The following is an 18,890-nucleotide window of genomic DNA, read 5'->3' as shown; positions in this document are numbered from 1 at the left end:
TGTCCCGTCGTCCCCACCCCGGCGGCGGTGCGGAAGAGAGCCTGGCGATACTGAACGTATGAAGCTCAGCCGCCCGGTCTCCTGGTTCCTTCTCGCCTTCGGGGTGTGGAGCTGGTTCATCTGGATCACTTTCGTCAAGAACCTGTGGAAGGACGGCAGTGGGCTGGCCTTCGATGACGCCGACAACCCGACCGGGTACTTCTGGGTGCACCTGACGCTCGCCGTTGTCTCCTTTGTCTTGGGGACGGTGGTTGGGGCCATCGGGTTCCGTGGAGTCCGTGCTCTGCGCAGAACCTCATAGCCGTGGTCGTCCTCGTCGTCCTCGTGGTCGTCGCCGTCCTCGCGGCTTTCGCCGGGCTCCACTGGTACGCCTGGCGCCGTCTGGTCCGTGACACCACGGCAGGGCCGGGGCTCGCCCGGCGCGCGGGGACGGTGCTCTTCGTGGCCGCGCCGCTGCTGATGTTCGCGGCGCTCCTCGCCGAGCGCGCGGGGGCGCCCTTCCTTCTCCAGCAGGTGCTCGCCTGGCCCGGGTTCATGTGGATGGCCCTCGCGCTCTACCTGCTGCTCGCGCTGCTGGTGGGGGAGCTGGTGCGGCCCTTGCTGCGGAGGTGGGTGGAGCGCATGCCGTCGGGGAGTGAGGAGGCACGCTCCGAAGAGCCTCGCTCCGAAGAGGCCACCCCTGTGAGGCCCCTCTCCGAAGAGGCCGCCCCTGTGAGGCCCCTCTCCGAAGAGGCCGCCTCCGCCCCGGCCGCCGCTCCCTCCCGCCGCCTCTTCGTCTCCCGGATCGTCGGCGGGACCGCCGCCGCCGTCGCCGCGGGGACCGTCGGGTACGGGACCTACGGCGTGCTGCGCGGTCCCGAGGTGAAGCGCGTCACCGTGCCGCTGGCGAAGTTGCCGCGCGGTGCGCACGGGTTCCGTATCGCCGTGGTGAGCGACATCCACCTCGGGCCGATCCTGGGACGCGGCTTCACGCAGCGCGTGGTCGACACCATCAACGCCACGCAGCCCGATCTGATCGCCGTGGTGGGCGACCTGGTGGACGGCAGCGTCGAGGACCTCCGGCCGGCCGCCGCGCCGCTCGCGGGGCTGAAGGCACGGCACGGCGCGTACTTCGTCACGGGCAACCACGAGTACTTCTCCGGAGCCGAGCAGTGGGTCGACCACGTACGCGAACTCGGCCTGAGCCCGTTGCGGAACGCCCGCACCGAGCTGCCCTGGTTCGACCTCGCAGGGGTCGACGACGTGGCGGGTGAGAACGAGGGCAAGGGGCCCGACTTCGCCAAGGCGCTCGGCGACCGGGACCGCTCGCGGGCCTCCGTGCTCCTCGCGCACCAGCCGGTGGTCATCCACGACGCCGTGGAGCACGGCGTGGACCTGCAGCTCTCCGGCCACACGCACGGTGGCCAGCTGTGGCCGGGCAATTTCATCGCGGACCTTGCCAACCCGACGCTGGCAGGCCTTGAGCGCTACGGCGACACGCAGCTCTACGTGACGCGCGGCGCGGGCGCGTGGGGGCCGCCGGTGCGGGTCGGGGCGCCCTCGGACATCACGGTCGTGGAGCTGGCGTCGCGGCAGGCCTGAGCAGGGCAGAAGTGTGTATTTCCGCCCTGGCGTGGGTGGTTGGCCCGAACCTGGCCGGATAAGGGCGGGCCAGAGCATGACTCAGTGACATGGGATGACTCCTCTGCGCAGCATTGTATGTCGGATGTTTGTGCGGTTCTTGACGTGTGCTGTGCCGGAGGGGGAACAGGGACTTGTTAAGACGTGACGCTTTCAGGCTGCCGCCGCACCCGGCGTCCGTACCGCTCGCGCGGATGAGGGTGCACGACCATCTGTCGGCCTGGGGGCATACGGCGGACCACGGGGCACTCGACGACACCGTGCTCCTCGTGTCGGAGCTCGCGACGAACGCGATCCTCCACGGACTCGTCCGTGAGCGGGAGTTCGAGGTCGCGGTGACGGTGCTCGCCGACGGCTCGTGCTTCATCGAGGTGTCCGACGAGAGCTCGTCGGGCCCCGAGCTGCGCACGGCCGCCGCCTGGGAGGACGAGAACGGCCGCGGCATGCGCCTGCTCGACACGCTCGCGGACGCGTGGGGCGTGTGGCGGCGCGGCAGGTACGGCAAGACGGTGTGGGCGCTGGTGCGGGGATGAACGCCGCGGCGGAGGCGCGGTGTTGGCGCCCGTCGCGAGACGGCGCCGGAGGGCGTTGTCAGTGGTCGGCTCTACTGTCGACGTCATGGGAATGGTGACGTTCGTCGACGAGACGACAGCAGGGGAGCGCCACGCCGGCGGGGGCCTGGACGTGGCCGAGGGGCGGCTCGCGCTGCGCGAGGTGATCCGGCGGCGCGTGTTCCAGGAGGTCGCGGAGTGCAACTCCCGTACGACCGGCGTCTTCCGCGGCCTTGTGCGGCCGACGGACGCCGAGCGGACGCTGAACGGGTACGAGCTGCGCACCCCGCGTCGCATAGACCCCGAGCGCCAGTTCCGGCAGGCCGTCGAGGCGTTCGGGCGCAACGGCTTCCTGGTGCTTGTCGGTGAGTGGCAGATCGAGGACCTGGACGCCGAGGTCGACCTGTCGCCAGGCACGGAGGTCACGTTCCTCAAGCTCGTCCCGCTGGCGGGTGGCTGATGACCAGGCACTACCCGGAGCGGGTGCGGACCGTGGAGCGGCTCGCCGCCGACGGCGACATGCGGGGATCAGCGGGATCAGCGGGGCCGACAGGGTCGGCGCGATCGGCCGGCAGAGGCTTCGGCGCGCGACTGGACCGACGGTCACGTGGAGCGCTGGCTCCCGGTCCTGCCCACGCTCGACCCGGTCGTCGAGGGCGCGGTCACACGCATGAGCAAGCTCACCGTCCACCTTCGCCGCGTCCGCGAGCAGTCCGTCGCCGACTTCGACCTGGAGCGCCACGAGTTCGACACCCTGCACGAACTGGCGGGCAGGGGCGGCGCCGCGAGCCCTTCCGAGCTCGCCGAGGACCTGGGCCTCGCCCCGGCTTCCGTGACCGGCCGACTGGACGGTCTGGAGCGCCGCGGCCTGGTCCGCCGCACCCCCTCCAAGAAGGACCGTCGACGGGTCGACGTGGAGCTGACGGAGTCGGGCAGGGCGGCGTGGCGGGGCGCGATGGCCGTGCTCGGCCGCGAGGAGGAACGGCTCCTCGGCGTGCTGCCGGAGGAGGAGCGGGCGCAGCTCGCCGACATGCTGCGCCGGATCATGGTCGTGGCGGAGGAGAACGGGGGCGCGGCGTGGCGCTAGCCGCCGCCCGCCGGGCTCGCGAACTGGGCACCGGCTCCGGTCGCCGGGCTTGCGAACTGGGCACCGGCTCCGGTCGCCGGGCTTGCGAACTGGGTACCGGCTCCGCCCGCCGCGTTCATGAACTGCGTGCCAGCCCCGGCCGCTTGAGGTAATCCGTGAAGCCGATGACGTTCCCCCACGCGTCGGCGATCTCCACGGTCCACCCGGTGGCCACCGAGAACGGCTCCGCGAGGAGCGGAATCCCCGCGGCCGCGAGAGCCTGCCCCTTCGCGCGGGCGTCCGGGACCTCCAGCCAGACGCGGGGCGAGGGCCAGGGTGGCGTACGCGGCACGATGCCGTCCTCCACGCGCAGCAGTACGCCCGGCGTCTCCTTGCCGACCTTCAGGATGGCCAGCCCGATATCGTCGAGCCGGAAGGCGACCGGGAAGCCGGCGCGCTCGTAGAACCCGACGGCCTCGCCGAGGTCGCCGACGGGGAACAGGACGTTGTCGAAGCCGAGCAGCTCCGTCGGCCGGGCGGCGGGCTGGTCAGCGGACAGGCCGACCGGCTGGTTGTCTGACATTCCGTCAGGCTAGGTCGGCGGGCGCCGCACGGGCGCAGGCACGCATGAACCACACCACGACGCGCGCCTTTCTTCGACCGTACGGCCCTCAGCGACAACCCTCCGAGGCGGCCGGACCTGCCCTGGCGACCACCCTCCGAAGCGACTACCGGTTGATGGACTGGATCTCCTGGACGTCGACGTCCTGGGTCCCCTCGAAGGTGCCGTTGGGCAGGTCGTGCACGCCGTCGTTGTCCGAGCCCTCCCAGGTGATCTCCCAGGTGATGGAGGCCTTCATCTGGTACGGGGCGCCGCCGGTGGCCCGCAGGTACTTGATGCCGCACGGCGGGTCTTCCTTGGAGGACCCCTTCGTGTACGGGGTGCCGATGCTGCCGTCGTCGTTGACCAGGCACTCGCCGTCGGAGGGGAAGGTATCGGCGTCAGAGGTCCCCGGGTCCAGGTGCAGGCTCTTGGGCTTGGCGGTGGTCTCGGCCCAGAGGTCGGTGCCGGGCAGCTCGGCCCTGACCTTGACGGGCTCGAACTTGCCCTTGTCCAGCCAGACCCAAGTCGGCAGATTCACGGTCGACTTGCCTTCCGGCTTCATCTCGACCTTGGTGTCGGGGACCTTGATCTGGTCGTACGCGTACGAGGCGAGCACCTTGGGCGTCGGGGCGTTGGCGATCTTCGGGACGGTCCCCGCGTCCTGCCAGAAGAGGTTCTTCTCGCAGTCGTACGCCTCCGGGTCGTCCTCCATGTCCGGATTGACGACGCCTCGCCAGAACTTGCCGTCCTTGCCGATGTTGAAGTCCTTGTACCCCTCGGCACCGTCGGACTGCGTCTTGCCCTTTTCGTAGTGGTCGATCATCAGGTCCCGGCCCCAGCTGAGCGTGGGCGTCACTGGAACCAGGTCCTTGTTGGGCTCCTTCTTGAGCCGCTCCACCGCTTCCTTGACCTGCTCGGGCGTGGCAACGGGCTCGTACCAGCAGGCCGGTGGCTTCCAGTTCGGGTCCACCGGCACGACGGGCTTGGACGACCCGCCCTTGCCGCCGCTGACCTGGGAGACCTGGATGTTGGTGGTCCCGGCACCGGCCATGAGGGTGTTGCCCTCGGCGCCGCCGGAGGGACCCGGGGGGTTCTGGTTGTCCTTGCCTCCGATGGCGTACGCCGTGGAGGAGAGGCCGACGGAGAGGGCCGTGGCGAGAAGGAACGCACAGGCCTTGGTCTCGGCTCGCATCACTTGCACCCGCCCGGAACGGTGTCGAGGGAGACGGTCTGCCACACGCCCTGCGGGGACTTGGTGAGCCTGGCCCGGTACTGCAGGACCGAGTCGGGGCTGTCCGGGGTGTGGGTGACCTTGTCGGTCTTGCGGTTCTTCGTGGACGACTTGCGCTCGTCGACGCAGTAGAAGAGGACGCCCGCGCCGTTGTCGGTGACGTGGACCTTGGGGTTGTAGGCCTTGATCTCGCCGGTCAGGCTGTCATCGGTCGCGACGAAGCTCTTGATCCACTTGCGGGCGGTGGCCAGGGAGCTGCCCGAGTCGTAGAAGGCGACCGCCTTCGAGTTCGGGTCGGCCTCGATGATCGCCGCGTACTTCGCCCGCAGTTCCTCCCGGCCGTCGTCCAGGATGCTCTGCAGCTTCGGGTCGCTGTTGGTCCAGCTCACGAAGTTCGCCTTGAAATCCGACGGAAGTTCGACCTCGGGGCGCTTGATCCCGTCGGGCTTCTTCGCGGGCTCCTTGGAGGCCGACGCCTCACCCCCGCCGTCCGCCCCGGCGATCTTGTCCGAGGAGTCGTCGTCGCCCCCTCCGGAACCACACGCAGTCAACAGCAGGGCCGCGGACGCGGTCAGCGCGGCCGTCATGAGACGGATGGGGCGGTTCACTCTGGACTCCCGGAGGGTGGGGGGAAGACAAGGGAAGCAACGGTATCCGCGGGGCACTTGGGCACGCATCCCGCCAGTGAGTCGAACAGATCACGCCACTCTTCAGGCATGACGGCACTCATGGGTCAATTCCGGACAGTGGCGCCGCCCTGTCTTCTCCCCGCGCCCCCACATACCCCAGATCCCCCGCATCCCCCGCATCTCCTTCGCATCTCGTTCGCCGAGCTGAACTCCTGTCCCGCCAAAGACGCCCCGAACGCCCCCACCAGTTCCGGCCAGTCCGTGCCTGGACGCACTCGGGCCCCGCTCCTCGAATCGAAAGGAGCGGGGCCCGGGCGCACGTACGAGAAGGGAGTCAGAAGCGGCGCGTGATCAAGGCGCGCTTGACCTCCTGGATCGCCTTCGTGACCTCGATGCCACGCGGGCACGCGTCCGTGCAGTTGAACGTCGTGCGGCAACGCCACACGCCGTCCTTGTCGTTGAGGATCTCCAGGCGCTGCTCGCCCGCCTCGTCACGCGAGTCGAAGATGAAGCGGTGGGCGTTCACGATCGCCGCGGGGCCGAAGTACTGGCCGTCGTTCCAGAACACCGGGCACGAGGACGTGCACGCCGCGCAGAGGATGCACTTCGTCGTGTCGTCGAAGCGCTCACGGTCCTCGGCGGACTGCAGGCGCTCGCGCGTGGGCTCGTTGCCCTTCGTCACGAGGAACGGCATCACGTCGCGGTACGCCTGGAAGAACGGGTCCATGTCGACGACCAGGTCCTTCAGGACCGTCAGACCCTTGATCGGCTCGACCGTGATCGGCTTGGCCGGGTTGATGTCCTTGATCAGGGTCTTGCAGGCAAGACGGTTCTTGCCGTTGATCCGCATGGCGTCCGAGCCGCAGATGCCGTGCGCGCAGGAGCGGCGGAACGTCAGCGTGCCGTCCAGCTCCCACTTGATCTTGTGGAGGCCGTCGAGGACGCGCTCCTTGGGGTCGATCTCCAGCTGGAAGTCTTCCCACGTGGCGTCCGCCGAGACCTCGGGGTTGAAGCGGCGGACGCGGAACGTGACCGTGATGAGGTGGGAGGACGTGGAGTCCTTCTCCAGGGCCTCCAGCTTGTCCATCGTCGGGGTAGCCATCAGTACTTACGCTCCATCGGCTGGTAGCGGGTCTGGACGACCGGCTTGTAGTCGAGGCGGATCGACTCGGCGCCGTCGTCGCCGACCTCGCGGTACGCCATGGTGTGGCGCATGAAGTTGACGTCGTCGCGGTTGGGGAAGTCCTCGCGGTAGTGACCGCCGCGGGACTCCTTGCGGGCGAGCGCGGACTGCGCCATGACCTCGGCCAGGTCGAGCAGGTTGCCCAGCTCGATGGCCTCCAGGAGGTCGGTGTTGAACCGCTTGCCCTTGTCCTGGATAGAGACGTTCTTGTAGCGGGCGCGGAGTTCGGCGATCTTCTCCACGGCCGTCTTGATCGTCTGCTCCGTGCGGAACACCATGACGTTGGCGTCCATGGTCTCCTGCAGCTCCTTGCGGAGCTCGGCGACCCGCTCGGTGCCCGTGGCGTCGCGCAGCCGCTCGACCTGGGAGACGACCAGCTCCTCCGGGTTCTCCGGGAGCTCGACGAAGTCGCTCTTCGCCGCGTAGTCGGCAGCGGCGATGCCCGCGCGACGGCCGAAGACGTTGATGTCCAGGAGGGAGTTGGTGCCGAGGCGGTTGGCGCCGTGCACCGACACGCAGGCCACCTCGCCCGCCGCGTACAGACCCGGGACGACGGTGGTGTTGTCCGCGAGGACCTCACCCTCGACGTTCGTCGGGATGCCGCCCATGGCGTAGTGCGCGGTCGGCTGGATCGGGATCGGGTCCGTGTAGGGCTCGATGCCGAGGTAGGTGCGCGCGAACTCGGTGATGTCCGGGAGCTTGGCGTCCAGCTGCTCCGGCGGGAGGTGCGTGAGGTCGAGGTAGACGTGGTCGCCCTCGGGGCCGCAGCCGCGCCCCTCACGGATCTCCGTGTAGATGGAGCGGGACACCACATCGCGTGACGCGAGGTCCTTCATGACGGGGGCGTACTTCTCCATGAAGCGCTCGCCGTCCTTGTTGCGGAGGATGCCGCCCTCACCGCGGGCGCCCTCCGTGAGGAGGATGCCCATGCGCCAGATGCCGGTCGGGTGGAACTGGAAGAACTCCATGTCCTCCAGCGGCAGCCCGCGCCGGTAGCAGGCCGCCTGGCCGTCACCGGTGAGCGTGTGCGCGTTCGAGGTCACCTTGAAGAACTTGCCGGTGCCGCCGGACGCGTAGACCACGGCCTTCGCCTGGAAGATGTGGATCTCGCCGGTCGCCAGCTCGTAGGCGACGACGCCCGCGCTCTTCTTGACCCCGTCGACCTCGACGATGAGCTGGTCGAGGACGTAGAACTCGTTGAAGAACTCCACACCCTCCTTGACGCAGTTCTGGTAAAGGGTCTGGAGGATCATGTGGCCGGTGCGGTCGGCCGCGTAGCAGGACCGGCGCACGGCGGCCTCGCCGTGGTTGCGGGTGTGACCGCCGAAGCGGCGCTGGTCGATGGTGCCGTCCGGGGTGCGGTTGAACGGCAGACCCATCTTCTCGAGGTCCAGGACCGCGTCGATGGCCTCCTTCGCCAGGATCTCGGCGGCGTCCTGGTCGACCAGGTAGTCACCGCCCTTGACCGTGTCGAAGGTGTGCCACTCCCAGTTGTCCTCCTCCACGTTGGCGAGCGCGGCGGCCATGCCGCCCTGCGCGGCGCCCGTGTGGGAACGCGTGGGGTAGAGCTTGGTGAGCACGGCGGTGCGGCTGCGCTTCGTCGCCTCGATGGCGGCGCGCATGCCGGCGCCGCCCGCGCCGACGATGACGGTGTCGTACTTGTGAATCTTCACGGAAGTCGCCTCGGCTTTAGCGGATGTTCGGGTCGAAGGTGAAGATCACCAGCGTGCCCAGAAGGATGGTGAACACCGTGGCGGTGTACAGCAGGCCCTTGAGCCACAGACGCGTGTTCGGGCGCTCCGCGTAGTCGTTGATGACCGTGCGCAGGCCGTTGGCGCCGTGCAGCATCGCGAGCCACAGCATCAGCAGGTCCCAGACCTGCCAGAACGGCGAGGCCCAGCGGCCGGCGACGAACGCGAAGCCGATCTTGGAGACACCGCCGTCGAGCACCAGCTGGATCAGCAGGTGGCCGAGGACGAGGACGACCAGGACGACGCCGGACAGGCGCATGAACAGCCATGCGGCCATCTCGAAGTTGCCGCGGGTCGAGCGCGGGGTCTTGGAGGTGCGCTTGCGCGGCGCCTCGATGACCGGGGCCGGGTTGTCGACGTCGTAGAGCGAGACGCCCTCGACGGGGCCGACGCCGGACGTACCGGACTTCTCAAGCGTGGTGTCGGACATGTCTGGCGTCAGCTCCCGAAGACTTCGCGGACGGCGTGGCCGAGGACGGGGTAGAGCGCCCCGACCATCAGGACGACCCAGATGCCGACGACGGTCCAGAGCATCTGCTTCTGGTAGCGGGGACCCTTCGACCAGAAGTCGACGGCGATGACACGCAGGCCGTTGAGCGCGTGGAAGAGGATGGCGGCGACCAGGCCGTACTCGAGGAGCGCGACGATCGGCGTCTTGTAGGTAGCCACGACATCGTCGTACGCCTCCGGAGAGACGCGGACGAGAGCGGTGTCGAGCACATGCACGAACAGGAAGAAGAAGATGAGGACGCCGGTGACTCGGTGAGCCACCCACGACCACATTCCTTCCCGGCCGCGGTACAGCGTTCCAGCCGGCACGGCAGAACCCTCCGGGAGCGGGGATTGGGGCCGGCCGCCACGCGTAGGCAATGTGACTCCGCGGCGTCGGACGAGCCCGGCCGGGTACGGTCCACCGGCCGCTCGTCATCGTATCGACGAGTTGTCGGTGGACCCGCCCCGGGTCCGCCGGTGTGATCAAACAGGCAATCAAACAGGCACGTACGGGCTATCGGGGCGCGTTTGTGGGCGACTTCCTCGGGCGGCGTGTCCGCCGGCCGGGCCGAGGACCAACCGGGTGAGGCGGCCGCGCGCCAGGCGGCGCAGTTCCTCGGCGGCGACGGCGCGCTCGTCCTCCGGATCGTTGCCCAGGCGGGACCGGATGCCGGAGAGCAGCTGGTCGAGGGCCTCGCCCGGGGCGGCGTCGTCCAGGCAGATCACGAAGGTGTGGCCGAAGCGGCTCTCGTACGCGGCGTGGGCGGCGCGCAGGGCGGTGTGGGCCGCGCTGTAGCCGGCGTTCGGCACGCCCTGGTGGGGGATGACGGCGTCGAGAGGTTCGCAGGCCAGGGCCTCGGAGAGGTCGGCGGGCGCGAGGTCGTACGCCGCCTCGTCGGACGCGGCGAGCAGTGCGTCGAGGTCGGGGTACGGGCGATGGGCGGCGATGCGGCGGGCCCAGTGCCGACTGCCGCAGCAGGTGAGGAGAGCGGCCTCGGCTGCGCCCGGAGAGGCGGAGTTCAGCTGGTGCGGGATGGCTCCAGGCATGGCGTGGCCGGGGTGACGAGGGGAACCGTGCGGGGGCAGCGTGCGCTCCTGGGCAGGGGGCGGCGAGGGACAGGGGCGGTGCGATGTGGGGGTTGTCGCAACGCTAGCGAGGTGTGGAGGGAGGTGTCCGATGGATGAGCGAATTTCACTCAGATGGGAGAGTTTCGCGGTGCGGTGTGGACGGGCGCGCTCCGCGGCGCGGTCGTAGCGTGGCTTCATGGCTCTGGCTCTGGCTCTGATGCGTGACGTAAGGGATGTAGGGGACGCAGGGGATGTAAGAGGCGTAAGAGGCGTAAGAGGCGTAAGGGCTGCGGGAGGCGTCGAGGCCGTACGGGGTACGTGGTGAGGCGCGCGCCCCTCGCGGCCGCGGGGCTCGCCACCGCCGGAGCCGTCACGCTGACCGTGCTCCTCTGGCCCTCCGGCGACGGCGGCACGCCGGGGAACGCGCCGCCGTCCGACGGGAAGTCCGCCGCCTCGCCCTCCCCGGACCCGACCAGGAGCTACCCCCTCTCCAAGGCTCCGGCCACCATCCCCGCCGTGCGTGAGCACACCGCGGCCCGCGGCCCCGGCTGGCGTCCGGACGAGAACGGCGGCCGCGTCGTCGTCCGCGACGACGACCTCGCCGACGAGGGACGCCTGCTCGCCGGGGAGCTGAAGCTCCGGTACGCCGGGGACGAGAGCCCCCGCGAGGGAGACGTCGAACTGGCGCTCAAGCCCGGGGCGGACGGCGGCCCGGAGTCGTACACCCTCACCGTGAAGAACCGCACCGTACGGATCGCCGCGCCCGCCGAGGCCGGTGTCTTCCACGGGACCCGCACCCTCAAGCAGGAGGTGAGCGGGGGCAGGACCGCTCCGGAGGGCGTCGTGCGGGACCGCCCCGCCAAGGCGCAGCGGGGCTTCATGCTCGACATCGCGCGCAAGCACTTCGACGCGAAGTGGATCGAGGACCGCATCCGTGAGCTGGGCGACCTGAAGTTCAACCAGCTCGGTCTGCACTTCTCCGACGACCAGGCCTTCCGCATCGAGTCGGACTCGCACCCCGAGATCGTCTCCTCCGACCACCTCACCAAGGCCGAGGTCCGCCGCATCCTGAAGCTGGCCGAGAGCCGGCACATCACCGTCGTACCGGAGATCGACTCGCCCGGACACCTCGGCGCGGTCATCCGCCAGCACCCCTCGCTGCAGCTCCGCGACGCCCGTGGCATCGCCCAGCGCGGCGCCGTCGACATCTCCAAGCCGGGGGCGGCTCGGATCGTCGACGACCTCCTGGAGGAGTACGCCGAACTGTTCCCCGGCGCGTACTGGCACCTCGGCGCCGACGAATACCGCGCCCTGACGGTCAAGAACCCCGAGGCGTCCTATCCGCAGCTGGCCGCCGCGGCCCGCGAGCGCTACGGCCCCGACGGCCGCGTGCAGGACCTGGCCACGGGCTGGCTGAACGACCGGGCCGACACCGTGCGCCCGTACGAGAAGAAGCTGAAGGCCTGGAACGACGGGTTCTTCCGCGGCGGGACCGAGCAGGCCGCCGACGACCTCGAAGTCGCGTACTGGACGGGAAAGGAGATCGGTGCGCGCGAGCCCGTCGAGTACCTGGAGGCGGGCCGCAAGCTCGTCAACTACAACGACGAGTACCTCTACTACGTCCTCGGGCAGCCCAACACCTTCCGCTATCCGACCGGGCAGCGGATCTACGAGAACTGGACACCGCTGGTGATCCGCGGGACGCGGGCGGTCGACGAGAAGTACGACGACCAGATCCTCGGGGGCACGTTCGCGGTGTGGTGCGACCTCGCGGGGTCGCAGAGCCAGGAGCAGGTGGCGCAGGGCATCCGGATGCCGCTGCGGGCGACGGCGCAGAAGCTCTGGGACCCACGCAAACCCACCCTGGCCTGGAATGACTTCGTGAAACTGGCTGATACGGTCCAATAGCCGCCGCTGGTACGGTCCAATGGCCGTCGATGGCGCCCTGGGGAGGGACGCGGGCGGTTCTCATCCGTACGTGAACCACCCGTGGGGGGTCGCTCGACCATGCAGTACCAGCCGTTTCCGCCGCAGCAGCCCTATGTGCCTGCCGGCCCTCCCGCCTGGCTGCGCTCGCCGGTCGGACTGAGCCGGGCGGTCATGGTGCTGCTCGGGGTCGCCGCCGTCGTCGATCTGTACTCGCTGTGGGCGGGCATCGTCATGCGGGACGTGACGAGCGATCTGATCTCGGGGACCTTCGGGGCGGACGTGGAACAGGAGGCCGAGCGCGCCGACTCGCTGTACGCCGCGTCCGGCTTCCTGCAGGTGGCGGCGCTGATCGCGACCGCCGTCGTCTTCATCGTGTGGTTCCACCGCGTGCGCGTGAACGCCGAGGTGTTCGCGCCGAACGAGCACCAGAAGAAGCGCGGCTGGGCGGTGTGGGGCTGGCTCGTGCCGATCGTGAACCTCTGGTTCCCGCGGCGGATCGCCCTGGACATCTGGAACGCCAGTGACACGCGCACGAATCACGACTCACCCGGGATCCTCAACGCCTGGTGGTCGCTGTGGGTGGCGGACCTCCTCGTCGGGCGGTGGGCCAGCAGGACGTACATGAGGGCGGAGGAGCCCGAGGAGATCAAGTCGGCCGTCGCGAACATGATGATCGCGGACGTCCTCGACATCGTGGCCGCGATCCTCGCCATCGTCTTCGTGCACCGCCTCACGCGCATGCAGGACCTCAAGGCCAGGTCGGGCCCGCCGCAGTTCCAGCCGCCGCAGTTCCAGGCGCCGCAGGGGCCCCACGTCGCCCCGTGATTTCCGCTTTCCGGTGGCGAACTCGCGTACGTCTGTGGTGTATTCGGCCCCGGAAAGCAGTATGGGCACAGCGGGGGGATGAGGCATGGGCTACTGGGGGTACTACCTCGTCGGCAGGAGCGAGCGGCCGCTCGCGGAGTGCGCGGCGGTGGCGGGCGTACGGGACGAGCTGACCCTGCTCGACCGGCGGCCCGACGGCTGGCAGGTGTGGGAGGTGCCGGGCGGCGACGGCGCGCGCGACGTGGGGAACATGAACACGCTCGCCCTGGAGACGGGCGCGCCCGCGCTCTTCGGGTACGTGATGGACAGCGACTGCGTGGTGATCGAGGCGGCGGCGCCCGAGAGCGGGGCATGGACCACCTGCCTGGCGCGGGGCGCGATGGCCGGGTATCTCGGCGACGACGGACTGACCGTGGAGGACTACTTCCTGGAGCCGCGTGACGCCGCGGAGCGGGCGGTCGCCTGGGCCGCGGAGTCGGGCAGGACGGTGCGGACGGCGCCGCTGCTCGATGTGCTCCGAGCGGAGGCCGAGCCCTCTGCGGAGGAGCTCTTCTTCCGCTTCCTGGACCGGCTCGGCGTGGTCCCTCAATGAGGGCGCGGTGACTGCGCAGTGACGTTCCCGGGGCCGTGCACGCAGTAAGGGGCAGTGCAGGGTCCGTGACGGGAGACGTACAGCATGAGCCTGGTGGAGCTGATCGCGCAGGCCGACGAGCGGGGCCTCGCGGCCAGCGGTCTGGCCTGCCTCGACCGGTGCGTGCCGGTGCTCGGCGGCGACGACGACCTGCTGCGTTCGCTGTGGGCGAGGCTTGCGGAGGGCGGCGACTGGGGCGGCCCGCTGGCCGAGGCGAGGGAGAGGCTGGGGTCCGACTCCGGTGCTTCTGGCCTGCCGGGGACGTCCTCCGAGGCCGCGGCGCTCGCGTGGCGGATGCTCGACGCGGTGCCCGTGGCGTACTCGGGCGCCGAGGTGCGGGAGTGGGCGGACGGTTGCTCCGTCGCCGCGCTCCAGGTCCACCGACTCCTGGACACGGCGCCCGACGACGGCGCCCGCTCGGTGACGTCGCGGCGCGAGGGCCGTACGGACGGCATGACTCCCCTGGTGGCGGCCGAACTCCGCCGCCAGATCCGCATCCTGGAACTCCTCGCGAACAAGTCCGCGGGCCACACCGGCAGCCTCCGCCAGGCGTTGGACGTGTCGCTGGAGGGGCGCAGGGTGTTGCGGGCGGTGGTTTCGCGGAGGGGGAGGGGGAAGGGGAGGGGGTGACGGGGGGCGGTCAGTTCTGTTCTGCCGGTCCTGCAGGTCCTGCAGGTCCTGCCGGTCCCTCCGGTTCCTCCGGTCCTGCTGGTTCCTTCGGTCCCGCCGGTAGTTCCGCGGTGCACGTGGCCCGGCCGTAGGAGCCGAACGCGGTGGCGCGCTGCCGGTGTTCGCCGCGGATCGAGAGGGCACAGCTCGCCTCGCCGCCCCGTTCTCCGAGCTGGACACTGACGGCAGGGCTCTTCCCCGTCCACCAGCGGCTGCGCCCCGGCGAGCCGGTCACTGGCGGCCGGGCCCTTTCTCAACGCCCTGCTCGACGGGATGTTCGCCCGGGTGTCCGCGGAAGGGCTCGCCGCCCTCGCCGACTGCTACGGCGAGTATCCGGGTGCGGGTGGTCAACCACTGGTCGGGCCGCGGTCGTTGGGGGACGACTTCCAGCAGGGCGGGGAAGCGCGGAGAATCGCCGAGGGTTTCCTCTTCCGCGCCCTGCGGCAGGACATCGACGCCGCCCATCACGGCGTGCGCGGGCGCATGTCGCGCGTGGGACGGCCCGCTCTGCTGCTCGACCACGCCGACGGCTCCCTGGGCAGACGGCTCCTCAAGCCCGCCCTGGAGGACCGCGAGCGCGGGCACCGCGACCGCCTCGTGATCTTCGCGACCGCCCGACGCGAGGACGGCGTGCTGCCCGAGTGGAGCCGGCCGCCCGGCGGCGTGCCCGATCACGCGCCGCTGTGGCGCGGCGTCCTTCGCGTACGGATGCCCGTCCTCACTCACGACCAGCAGAAGGACGAGCTCAGCAGGCTGAGGAGCGGCCAGGAGCAGTCGGACAACGCCGTACGGCTGCGGGTGCACAGCGGTGTGCATCGGTTGAGCGGCGGGCGTCCGCTGTTCGTGACGCGCCTCGGCGCAGCCACCGCCGCGGCGTCGTTCCCCACGCCCGAGGAGTGCACCGACTGGGCGATCCTGGACGCCCGTGTGCCCGCAGGCGAGGACGACCAGGGGCGCCGGATCGCCGACCGGTCCGTGGCCGACGTACTCGTCGACGAACTCATCGGCGGCGAAAGGCCCGGGGAGCTTCCCGCCGAACACCGCAGCCACTGGCTCGACCTGCTCACCCACCTCTCCGTGGCGCACGACGTGGAGTGCGCCCAGATCCTCGTGCGCGCCGTCCATGAGGGCCGTACCGAGCGGCTGAGCGCCTACCGCATCGCCGAACTCCTGGACGACACCGGCTGGCCCCGCTGCCCCGGCACTTCATCGGCGACCTCGGCCTGCGCTGCCTGCTGACCCGGCGGCTGTACCGGCTGCGCCCCGACGGAGCGACCTGGCACGCGGACCACGCCCTGCTCCAGGGCCACTACCGCGACTCCGGGGACGCCCACCCCGACGCCCTCTTCGTCACCGCCGCCGCGCACCGCATGCACCACCTCCTCGCCTCGGACGGCGCTGACCTCGTCACCCGCTACCTGGCGGGGACCTTCCGCACCCGCCCCGTCGACGAGTGGTGCCGGGAAAGGCCGTGGTGCTCGCCAGCGCGCAGACCGAGGGCACGGCGCCGCCCCTCAAGCGGGTCTCCGACATGTGGCAGCGTCTCGAAGCGGTCAACCGGGTCCGCGGGACGAGCGGCTGGATCTGTCTGACCAACGCGGGCAACGCCTACGACAAGCCGGTGGCCGTGGTCGAACTCGACCCGCGTACGAGGAAGTTGGAGTTCGTCGGCATCGGCCGGCCCGAGGGCCGTCCCCAGCCCGACGACTGCGGGGTGCCCAGCGACACGGAGTGAGCCGGGCCCCGCGCCGCCCCTCCGTCGGAGGGGCGGCGCGGGAGCCGCTTACGGAGTCAGTGCCTGGCCCAGGCGCGCCCCGGCCGGAGTCCCCAGCAACGTACGCCCGTAGTAGACGCCGCTCGACCCCGGGACGCCCGAACTGCCGCTGTCCAGCTGGAGGATCGTGCCGTCGCCCGTGTCCTCGCCCTCGACGCCGATCGCCAGGTCCGCGCGGCCGTCGCCGGACAGGTCGGCGAGCGTCGCCGAGGAGCCGAGGCGGTCGCCGGACTCCGTGGAGCCGGGGACGCCGGGCTCGTCCTGCGAGAAGGCCTTCGCGCCCGTGCCGGTGAGGCCGGACGAGGAGCCCTTCAGGAGGAGCGAGGTGCCCGCGTCCTTGCGGTTGGAGGTGCGGGTGATGTCCTCGCCGGGGGCGCCGGTGAGGACGTCCGCGTAGCCGTCGGCGTTGTAGTCGCCCGCCGCGACCGACCAGCCCATCGCGTCGCCCGCCTCCGCGGCGCCCGGAACACCGGTGGTGGCCTGGTGGACCGTCTTCATGCCGGTCGTCGTGAAGCCCGTCGACGTGCCGGGGACCACCGTCACCTGGCCGCCCGCGTGCGCGCCGGACTCGGCCGTGTACGGCTGGCCGATGACCAGGTCGTCGTAGCCGTTGCCGTTGACGTCGCCCACGGCGACCGAACGGCCGCCCGGGACGGAGAGGACGCCGACCCGGCTCAGGCCCGAGCGGCCGCCCCTGAACCAGGCGACCTTGCCCTTGCCTGCCTGGTCGCGATAGGTCAGCGCCACGTCCGCGTAGCCGTCGCGGTTGAAGTCGCCGGACGCGGCGTCCGCGTACGCGATGGCGGTGTCGCCCGAGGTGAGGCTGCCGCCCGACTCGTGCTCGGGGTCGAGCCGCGCGGCCCACGAGCCGCCCGTGCCCGTCGCCGCCGCGAAGACGTCCGCCTTGCCGTCGGCGTTGAAGTCACCGGACGCGACCGCGGAGCCGAACCGGGCGCCCGGGTAGTGGAAGTCGTCCGAGAGCTGCATGTCCGTGCCTGAGGTGAACTTCGGGCCGTACAGCATGGTGACCGCGCCGCGGTCCTTGTTGCCCGAGGAGTCGTCCTCGCCGGGGGCGCCGATGACGAGGTCGGCGTACCCGTCCGCGTTCAGGTCGCCCCACGCGGTGGCCGCGCCCCAGTCGTCGCCGGCCTCCGAGGCGCCGGGGACGCCCTCGCTCGCCTGGGTCAGTGAAATGCGGGAGCCGCCCACGGGGCCTTCGAGGCCGCCGGGGACGACCGTCACGCGGCCGCGGTTCGACGACGCCTTCGGGGTGCCCGCGATCAGGTCCGTGATGCCGTCGAGGTTGAAGTCACCGGTCGGGATCGCGGAGTTCTTGCCCGCGCTGTTCGCGTAGCGGCGGATCTCGCCGAGCTCGGCGTACAGGTTCTTGCCGGGGCAGACGGTCGCGAAGCCGTCCCGGTGACCGGAGATCGTGTTCAGCGAGGCCTGCTCGCCCTTCTTCCACACGCCGGTGTCGTCGGCCGCGGTCAGCGTGACCTTGCCGGTCGGGTTGCCGCCGTACTGGCCGAGCTTCCAGGCCGCCACGCGCGCCACCGACTCCAGCGCGGCGCGGGTCGGCCTGCCCGCCGGCTTGTTCGTCGCCGGGTCGCCCTCGAAGTCGCCGAGGACGGCGATGCCCGCGGAGTCGCCGTTGAAGCCGTAGGTGTGCGCGCCGCGGACGGGTACGTCGATGCCGCCGCCGCGGCCCTCGAAGATCTGGCCGCACTTGTCGACGAGGAAGTTGTAGCCGAGGTCGTTCCAGCCCTCGGTCTCGATGTGGTACGCCATGAGGCCGCGGACCAGGGCCGGGGACTGGGCGCAGCTGTAGTCGTTCGCGCCGACCGTGTGGTGGACGAAGACCGCCTTGACCTTCTCGATGTACTCCGGCGGGTCCTTCACCGTCGACTCGTCGGCGCCCCAGGCGGCGCGGGTGACGACGGGCGGCTGGGTGACCGTGGACGGCGGGGGCGTCGGCTTGGTCGGGGTGGGGTCGGGGGTCGGCGACGCGGAGTCCGTGGGGGCCGGGGAGGAGGGGGCCTCCGTCGGCTCGGTCGGGGTCGTGGGGCCGGGGTCCCCGGGATCCGTCGGGCCGGTCGAGGGGCCGGTCGAGGGGCCGTTCGTCGGGGCCGGGGCGGAGGCGGTCGGCTCCGGTGGCTGCGTGGCCTCGCCTGCTGCCGCGAAGGCCGCAGGGGCCGCAGGGGCCATCGCGGTGCCGCGCGCGGTGGTGCCCGCCGTGGTGCCCGCCGCGCCGGGGCCGCCGTCGAGGGCGGGGTTCCCGGCCTCCTTGGACGTGACGCCCGGGTCCACGAGGTTGACCTCAAGTCCCTTGGGCAGCGCGGAACTTGCCGTACCGTCGGCCGCGACGACGCGGACCTCCACGCCGTCCGACGGGCCGACCCAGAGCGGATCGGACGCGGCGCGCGAGCCCGCCTCCGCCTTCTCGGACAGGTGCAGCTCCAGGTCGAGGGCGCGCCAGGCGCTCCACGCGCCGGAGCCGATGGCGCGCGTGCGGACCTGCGCCGTGCCGTCCAGCTCCTTGGTGGCGCCGCTCCAGGAGACGCCGAGCATCGAGAACTGCTCGGTCGACGTGCGCGGCAGCCCCCGCTTCGTCGCACCGTCCTCCTTCAGCGTCAGGTCGTGCACGCTCGCCGGCCGCTTGGCGCGCGGGTCGGCGCCGGGGCCGCCCCCGGAGTTCGGGTCGGCCATCGCGTACGTCACCGCCCCCACGCCCCCCAGGACGACGGCGCCGATCGTCAGCCATGCCCTGCGCTTGAGACTCAGCGGTCTGTACGCATGTGCGCTACGTGCCTTTTCACGCGGTTTACGCGGGCTCAATTGCCCCACCCCTCAGCGAATTACAGGTGAAC

Annotated in this window: 20 protein-coding genes; 11 read left to right on the top strand and 9 right to left on the bottom strand. The window is 70.8% G+C overall.

Annotation, left to right across the window (positions count from 1 at the left end):
• Positions 1–58 precede the first annotated feature (58 nt).
• The 5 genes from AB0B50_RS18045 (at position 59) to AB0B50_RS18025 (ending at position 3,258) form a co-directional block, all read left to right on the top strand.
• A complete protein-coding gene (locus tag AB0B50_RS18045; RefSeq protein WP_362332231.1) occupies positions 59–301 on the top strand; it encodes a hypothetical protein in 243 nt (80 codons plus the stop codon).
• A gap of 2 nt (positions 302–303) precedes the next feature.
• Positions 304–1,581, top strand: coding sequence for a metallophosphoesterase (locus AB0B50_RS18040; protein WP_362332228.1), 1,278 nt, complete (start codon positions 304–306; stop codon positions 1,579–1,581).
• 173 nt (positions 1,582–1,754) lie between these two features.
• Positions 1,755–2,153, top strand: coding sequence for an ATP-binding protein (locus AB0B50_RS18035; protein WP_362332225.1), 399 nt, complete (start codon positions 1,755–1,757; stop codon positions 2,151–2,153).
• An 85-nt stretch (positions 2,154–2,238) separates the two neighbouring features.
• Entirely contained in the window at positions 2,239–2,631 is a 393-nt protein-coding gene (locus AB0B50_RS18030; RefSeq protein ID WP_362332223.1) for a hypothetical protein, read from the top strand.
• 147 nt (positions 2,632–2,778) lie between these two features.
• Positions 2,779–3,258: a MarR family transcriptional regulator gene (locus AB0B50_RS18025; protein ID WP_362332220.1), complete on the top strand. Its 480-nt coding sequence runs from the start codon at positions 2,779–2,781 to the stop codon at positions 3,256–3,258.
• A gap of 115 nt (positions 3,259–3,373) precedes the next feature.
• Here AB0B50_RS18025 and AB0B50_RS18020 read toward each other — a convergent pair whose 3' ends face one another.
• The 8 genes from AB0B50_RS18020 to AB0B50_RS17985 form a co-directional block, all read right to left on the bottom strand.
• Positions 3,374–3,820, bottom strand: coding sequence for a VOC family protein (locus tag AB0B50_RS18020; protein WP_362332217.1), 447 nt, complete (start codon positions 3,818–3,820; stop codon positions 3,374–3,376).
• A gap of 145 nt (positions 3,821–3,965) precedes the next feature.
• Positions 3,966–5,033: a hypothetical protein gene (locus AB0B50_RS18015; RefSeq protein WP_362332214.1), complete on the bottom strand. Its 1,068-nt coding sequence runs from the start codon at positions 5,031–5,033 to the stop codon at positions 3,966–3,968.
• On the bottom strand, positions 5,033–5,680 hold the full coding sequence (locus AB0B50_RS18010) for a hypothetical protein (protein WP_362332211.1): 648 nt from the start codon (positions 5,678–5,680) through the stop codon (positions 5,033–5,035). The genes AB0B50_RS18015 and AB0B50_RS18010 overlap by 1 nt, the downstream gene beginning before the upstream one ends.
• A gap of 355 nt (positions 5,681–6,035) precedes the next feature.
• Positions 6,036–6,803, bottom strand: coding sequence for a succinate dehydrogenase iron-sulfur subunit (locus AB0B50_RS18005; protein ID WP_362332208.1), 768 nt, complete (start codon positions 6,801–6,803; stop codon positions 6,036–6,038).
• Positions 6,803–8,557, bottom strand: a complete 1,755-nt coding sequence (gene sdhA, locus AB0B50_RS18000; RefSeq protein WP_362332205.1) for a succinate dehydrogenase flavoprotein subunit — start codon at positions 8,555–8,557, stop codon at positions 6,803–6,805. The genes AB0B50_RS18005 and sdhA overlap by 1 nt, the downstream gene beginning before the upstream one ends.
• Positions 8,558–8,573: 16 nt before the next feature.
• Positions 8,574–9,065: a succinate dehydrogenase hydrophobic membrane anchor subunit gene (locus AB0B50_RS17995; protein ID WP_055699964.1), complete on the bottom strand. Its 492-nt coding sequence runs from the start codon at positions 9,063–9,065 to the stop codon at positions 8,574–8,576.
• Positions 9,066–9,073: 8 nt separating this feature from the next.
• Positions 9,074–9,454 carry a succinate dehydrogenase, cytochrome b556 subunit gene (gene sdhC / locus AB0B50_RS17990; RefSeq protein ID WP_078965447.1) on the bottom strand — a complete coding sequence of 127 codons (381 nt, stop codon included), beginning with the start codon at positions 9,452–9,454 and terminating at the stop codon, positions 9,074–9,076.
• Positions 9,455–9,622: 168 nt separating this feature from the next.
• On the bottom strand, positions 9,623–10,174 hold the full coding sequence (locus AB0B50_RS17985) for a 2-oxo-4-hydroxy-4-carboxy-5-ureidoimidazoline decarboxylase (RefSeq protein WP_362332202.1): 552 nt from the start codon (positions 10,172–10,174) through the stop codon (positions 9,623–9,625).
• 402 nt (positions 10,175–10,576) lie between these two features.
• Here AB0B50_RS17985 and AB0B50_RS17980 point away from each other — a divergent pair, with 402 nt between their 5' ends.
• The 6 genes from AB0B50_RS17980 to AB0B50_RS17955 all read left to right on the top strand — a co-directional run bounded on the left by AB0B50_RS17980 (position 10,577) and on the right by AB0B50_RS17955 (position 15,984).
• Positions 10,577–12,103: a glycoside hydrolase family 20 protein gene (locus tag AB0B50_RS17980; RefSeq protein WP_362332799.1), complete on the top strand. Its 1,527-nt coding sequence runs from the start codon at positions 10,577–10,579 to the stop codon at positions 12,101–12,103.
• A 99-nt stretch (positions 12,104–12,202) separates the two neighbouring features.
• Positions 12,203–12,949 carry a DUF4328 domain-containing protein gene (locus AB0B50_RS17975; protein WP_362332199.1) on the top strand — a complete coding sequence of 249 codons (747 nt, stop codon included), beginning with the start codon at positions 12,203–12,205 and terminating at the stop codon, positions 12,947–12,949.
• Positions 12,950–13,034: 85 nt separating this feature from the next.
• On the top strand, positions 13,035–13,541 hold the full coding sequence (locus AB0B50_RS17970) for a hypothetical protein (protein ID WP_362332196.1): 507 nt from the start codon (positions 13,035–13,037) through the stop codon (positions 13,539–13,541).
• 84 nt (positions 13,542–13,625) lie between these two features.
• Positions 13,626–14,210 carry a hypothetical protein gene (locus AB0B50_RS17965; RefSeq protein ID WP_362332193.1) on the top strand — a complete coding sequence of 195 codons (585 nt, stop codon included), beginning with the start codon at positions 13,626–13,628 and terminating at the stop codon, positions 14,208–14,210.
• Positions 14,211–14,534: 324 nt separating this feature from the next.
• Positions 14,535–15,488: a hypothetical protein gene (locus tag AB0B50_RS17960; protein WP_362332190.1), complete on the top strand. Its 954-nt coding sequence runs from the start codon at positions 14,535–14,537 to the stop codon at positions 15,486–15,488.
• Between the two features lie 232 nt (positions 15,489–15,720).
• Positions 15,721–15,984 (top strand): hypothetical protein, encoded by a 264-nt coding sequence (locus tag AB0B50_RS17955; protein WP_362332187.1) that lies wholly within the window; start codon positions 15,721–15,723, stop codon positions 15,982–15,984.
• 48 nt (positions 15,985–16,032) lie between these two features.
• On the opposite strand, the gene AB0B50_RS17950 is transcribed toward AB0B50_RS17955, so the two are convergent.
• Positions 16,033–18,741, bottom strand: coding sequence for an FG-GAP-like repeat-containing protein (locus AB0B50_RS17950; RefSeq protein WP_362332184.1), 2,709 nt, complete (start codon positions 18,739–18,741; stop codon positions 16,033–16,035).
• Between the last annotated feature and the right edge of the window lie 149 nt (positions 18,742–18,890).

Source organism: Streptomyces sp. NPDC041068, assembly GCF_040647455.1.
In the GTDB taxonomy this organism is placed as follows: Bacteria; Actinomycetota; Actinomycetes; order Streptomycetales; family Streptomycetaceae; genus Streptomyces.
Note: the sequence above shows the minus strand (reverse complement) of the source record. Positions and strands in the feature narration are given on the sequence as shown.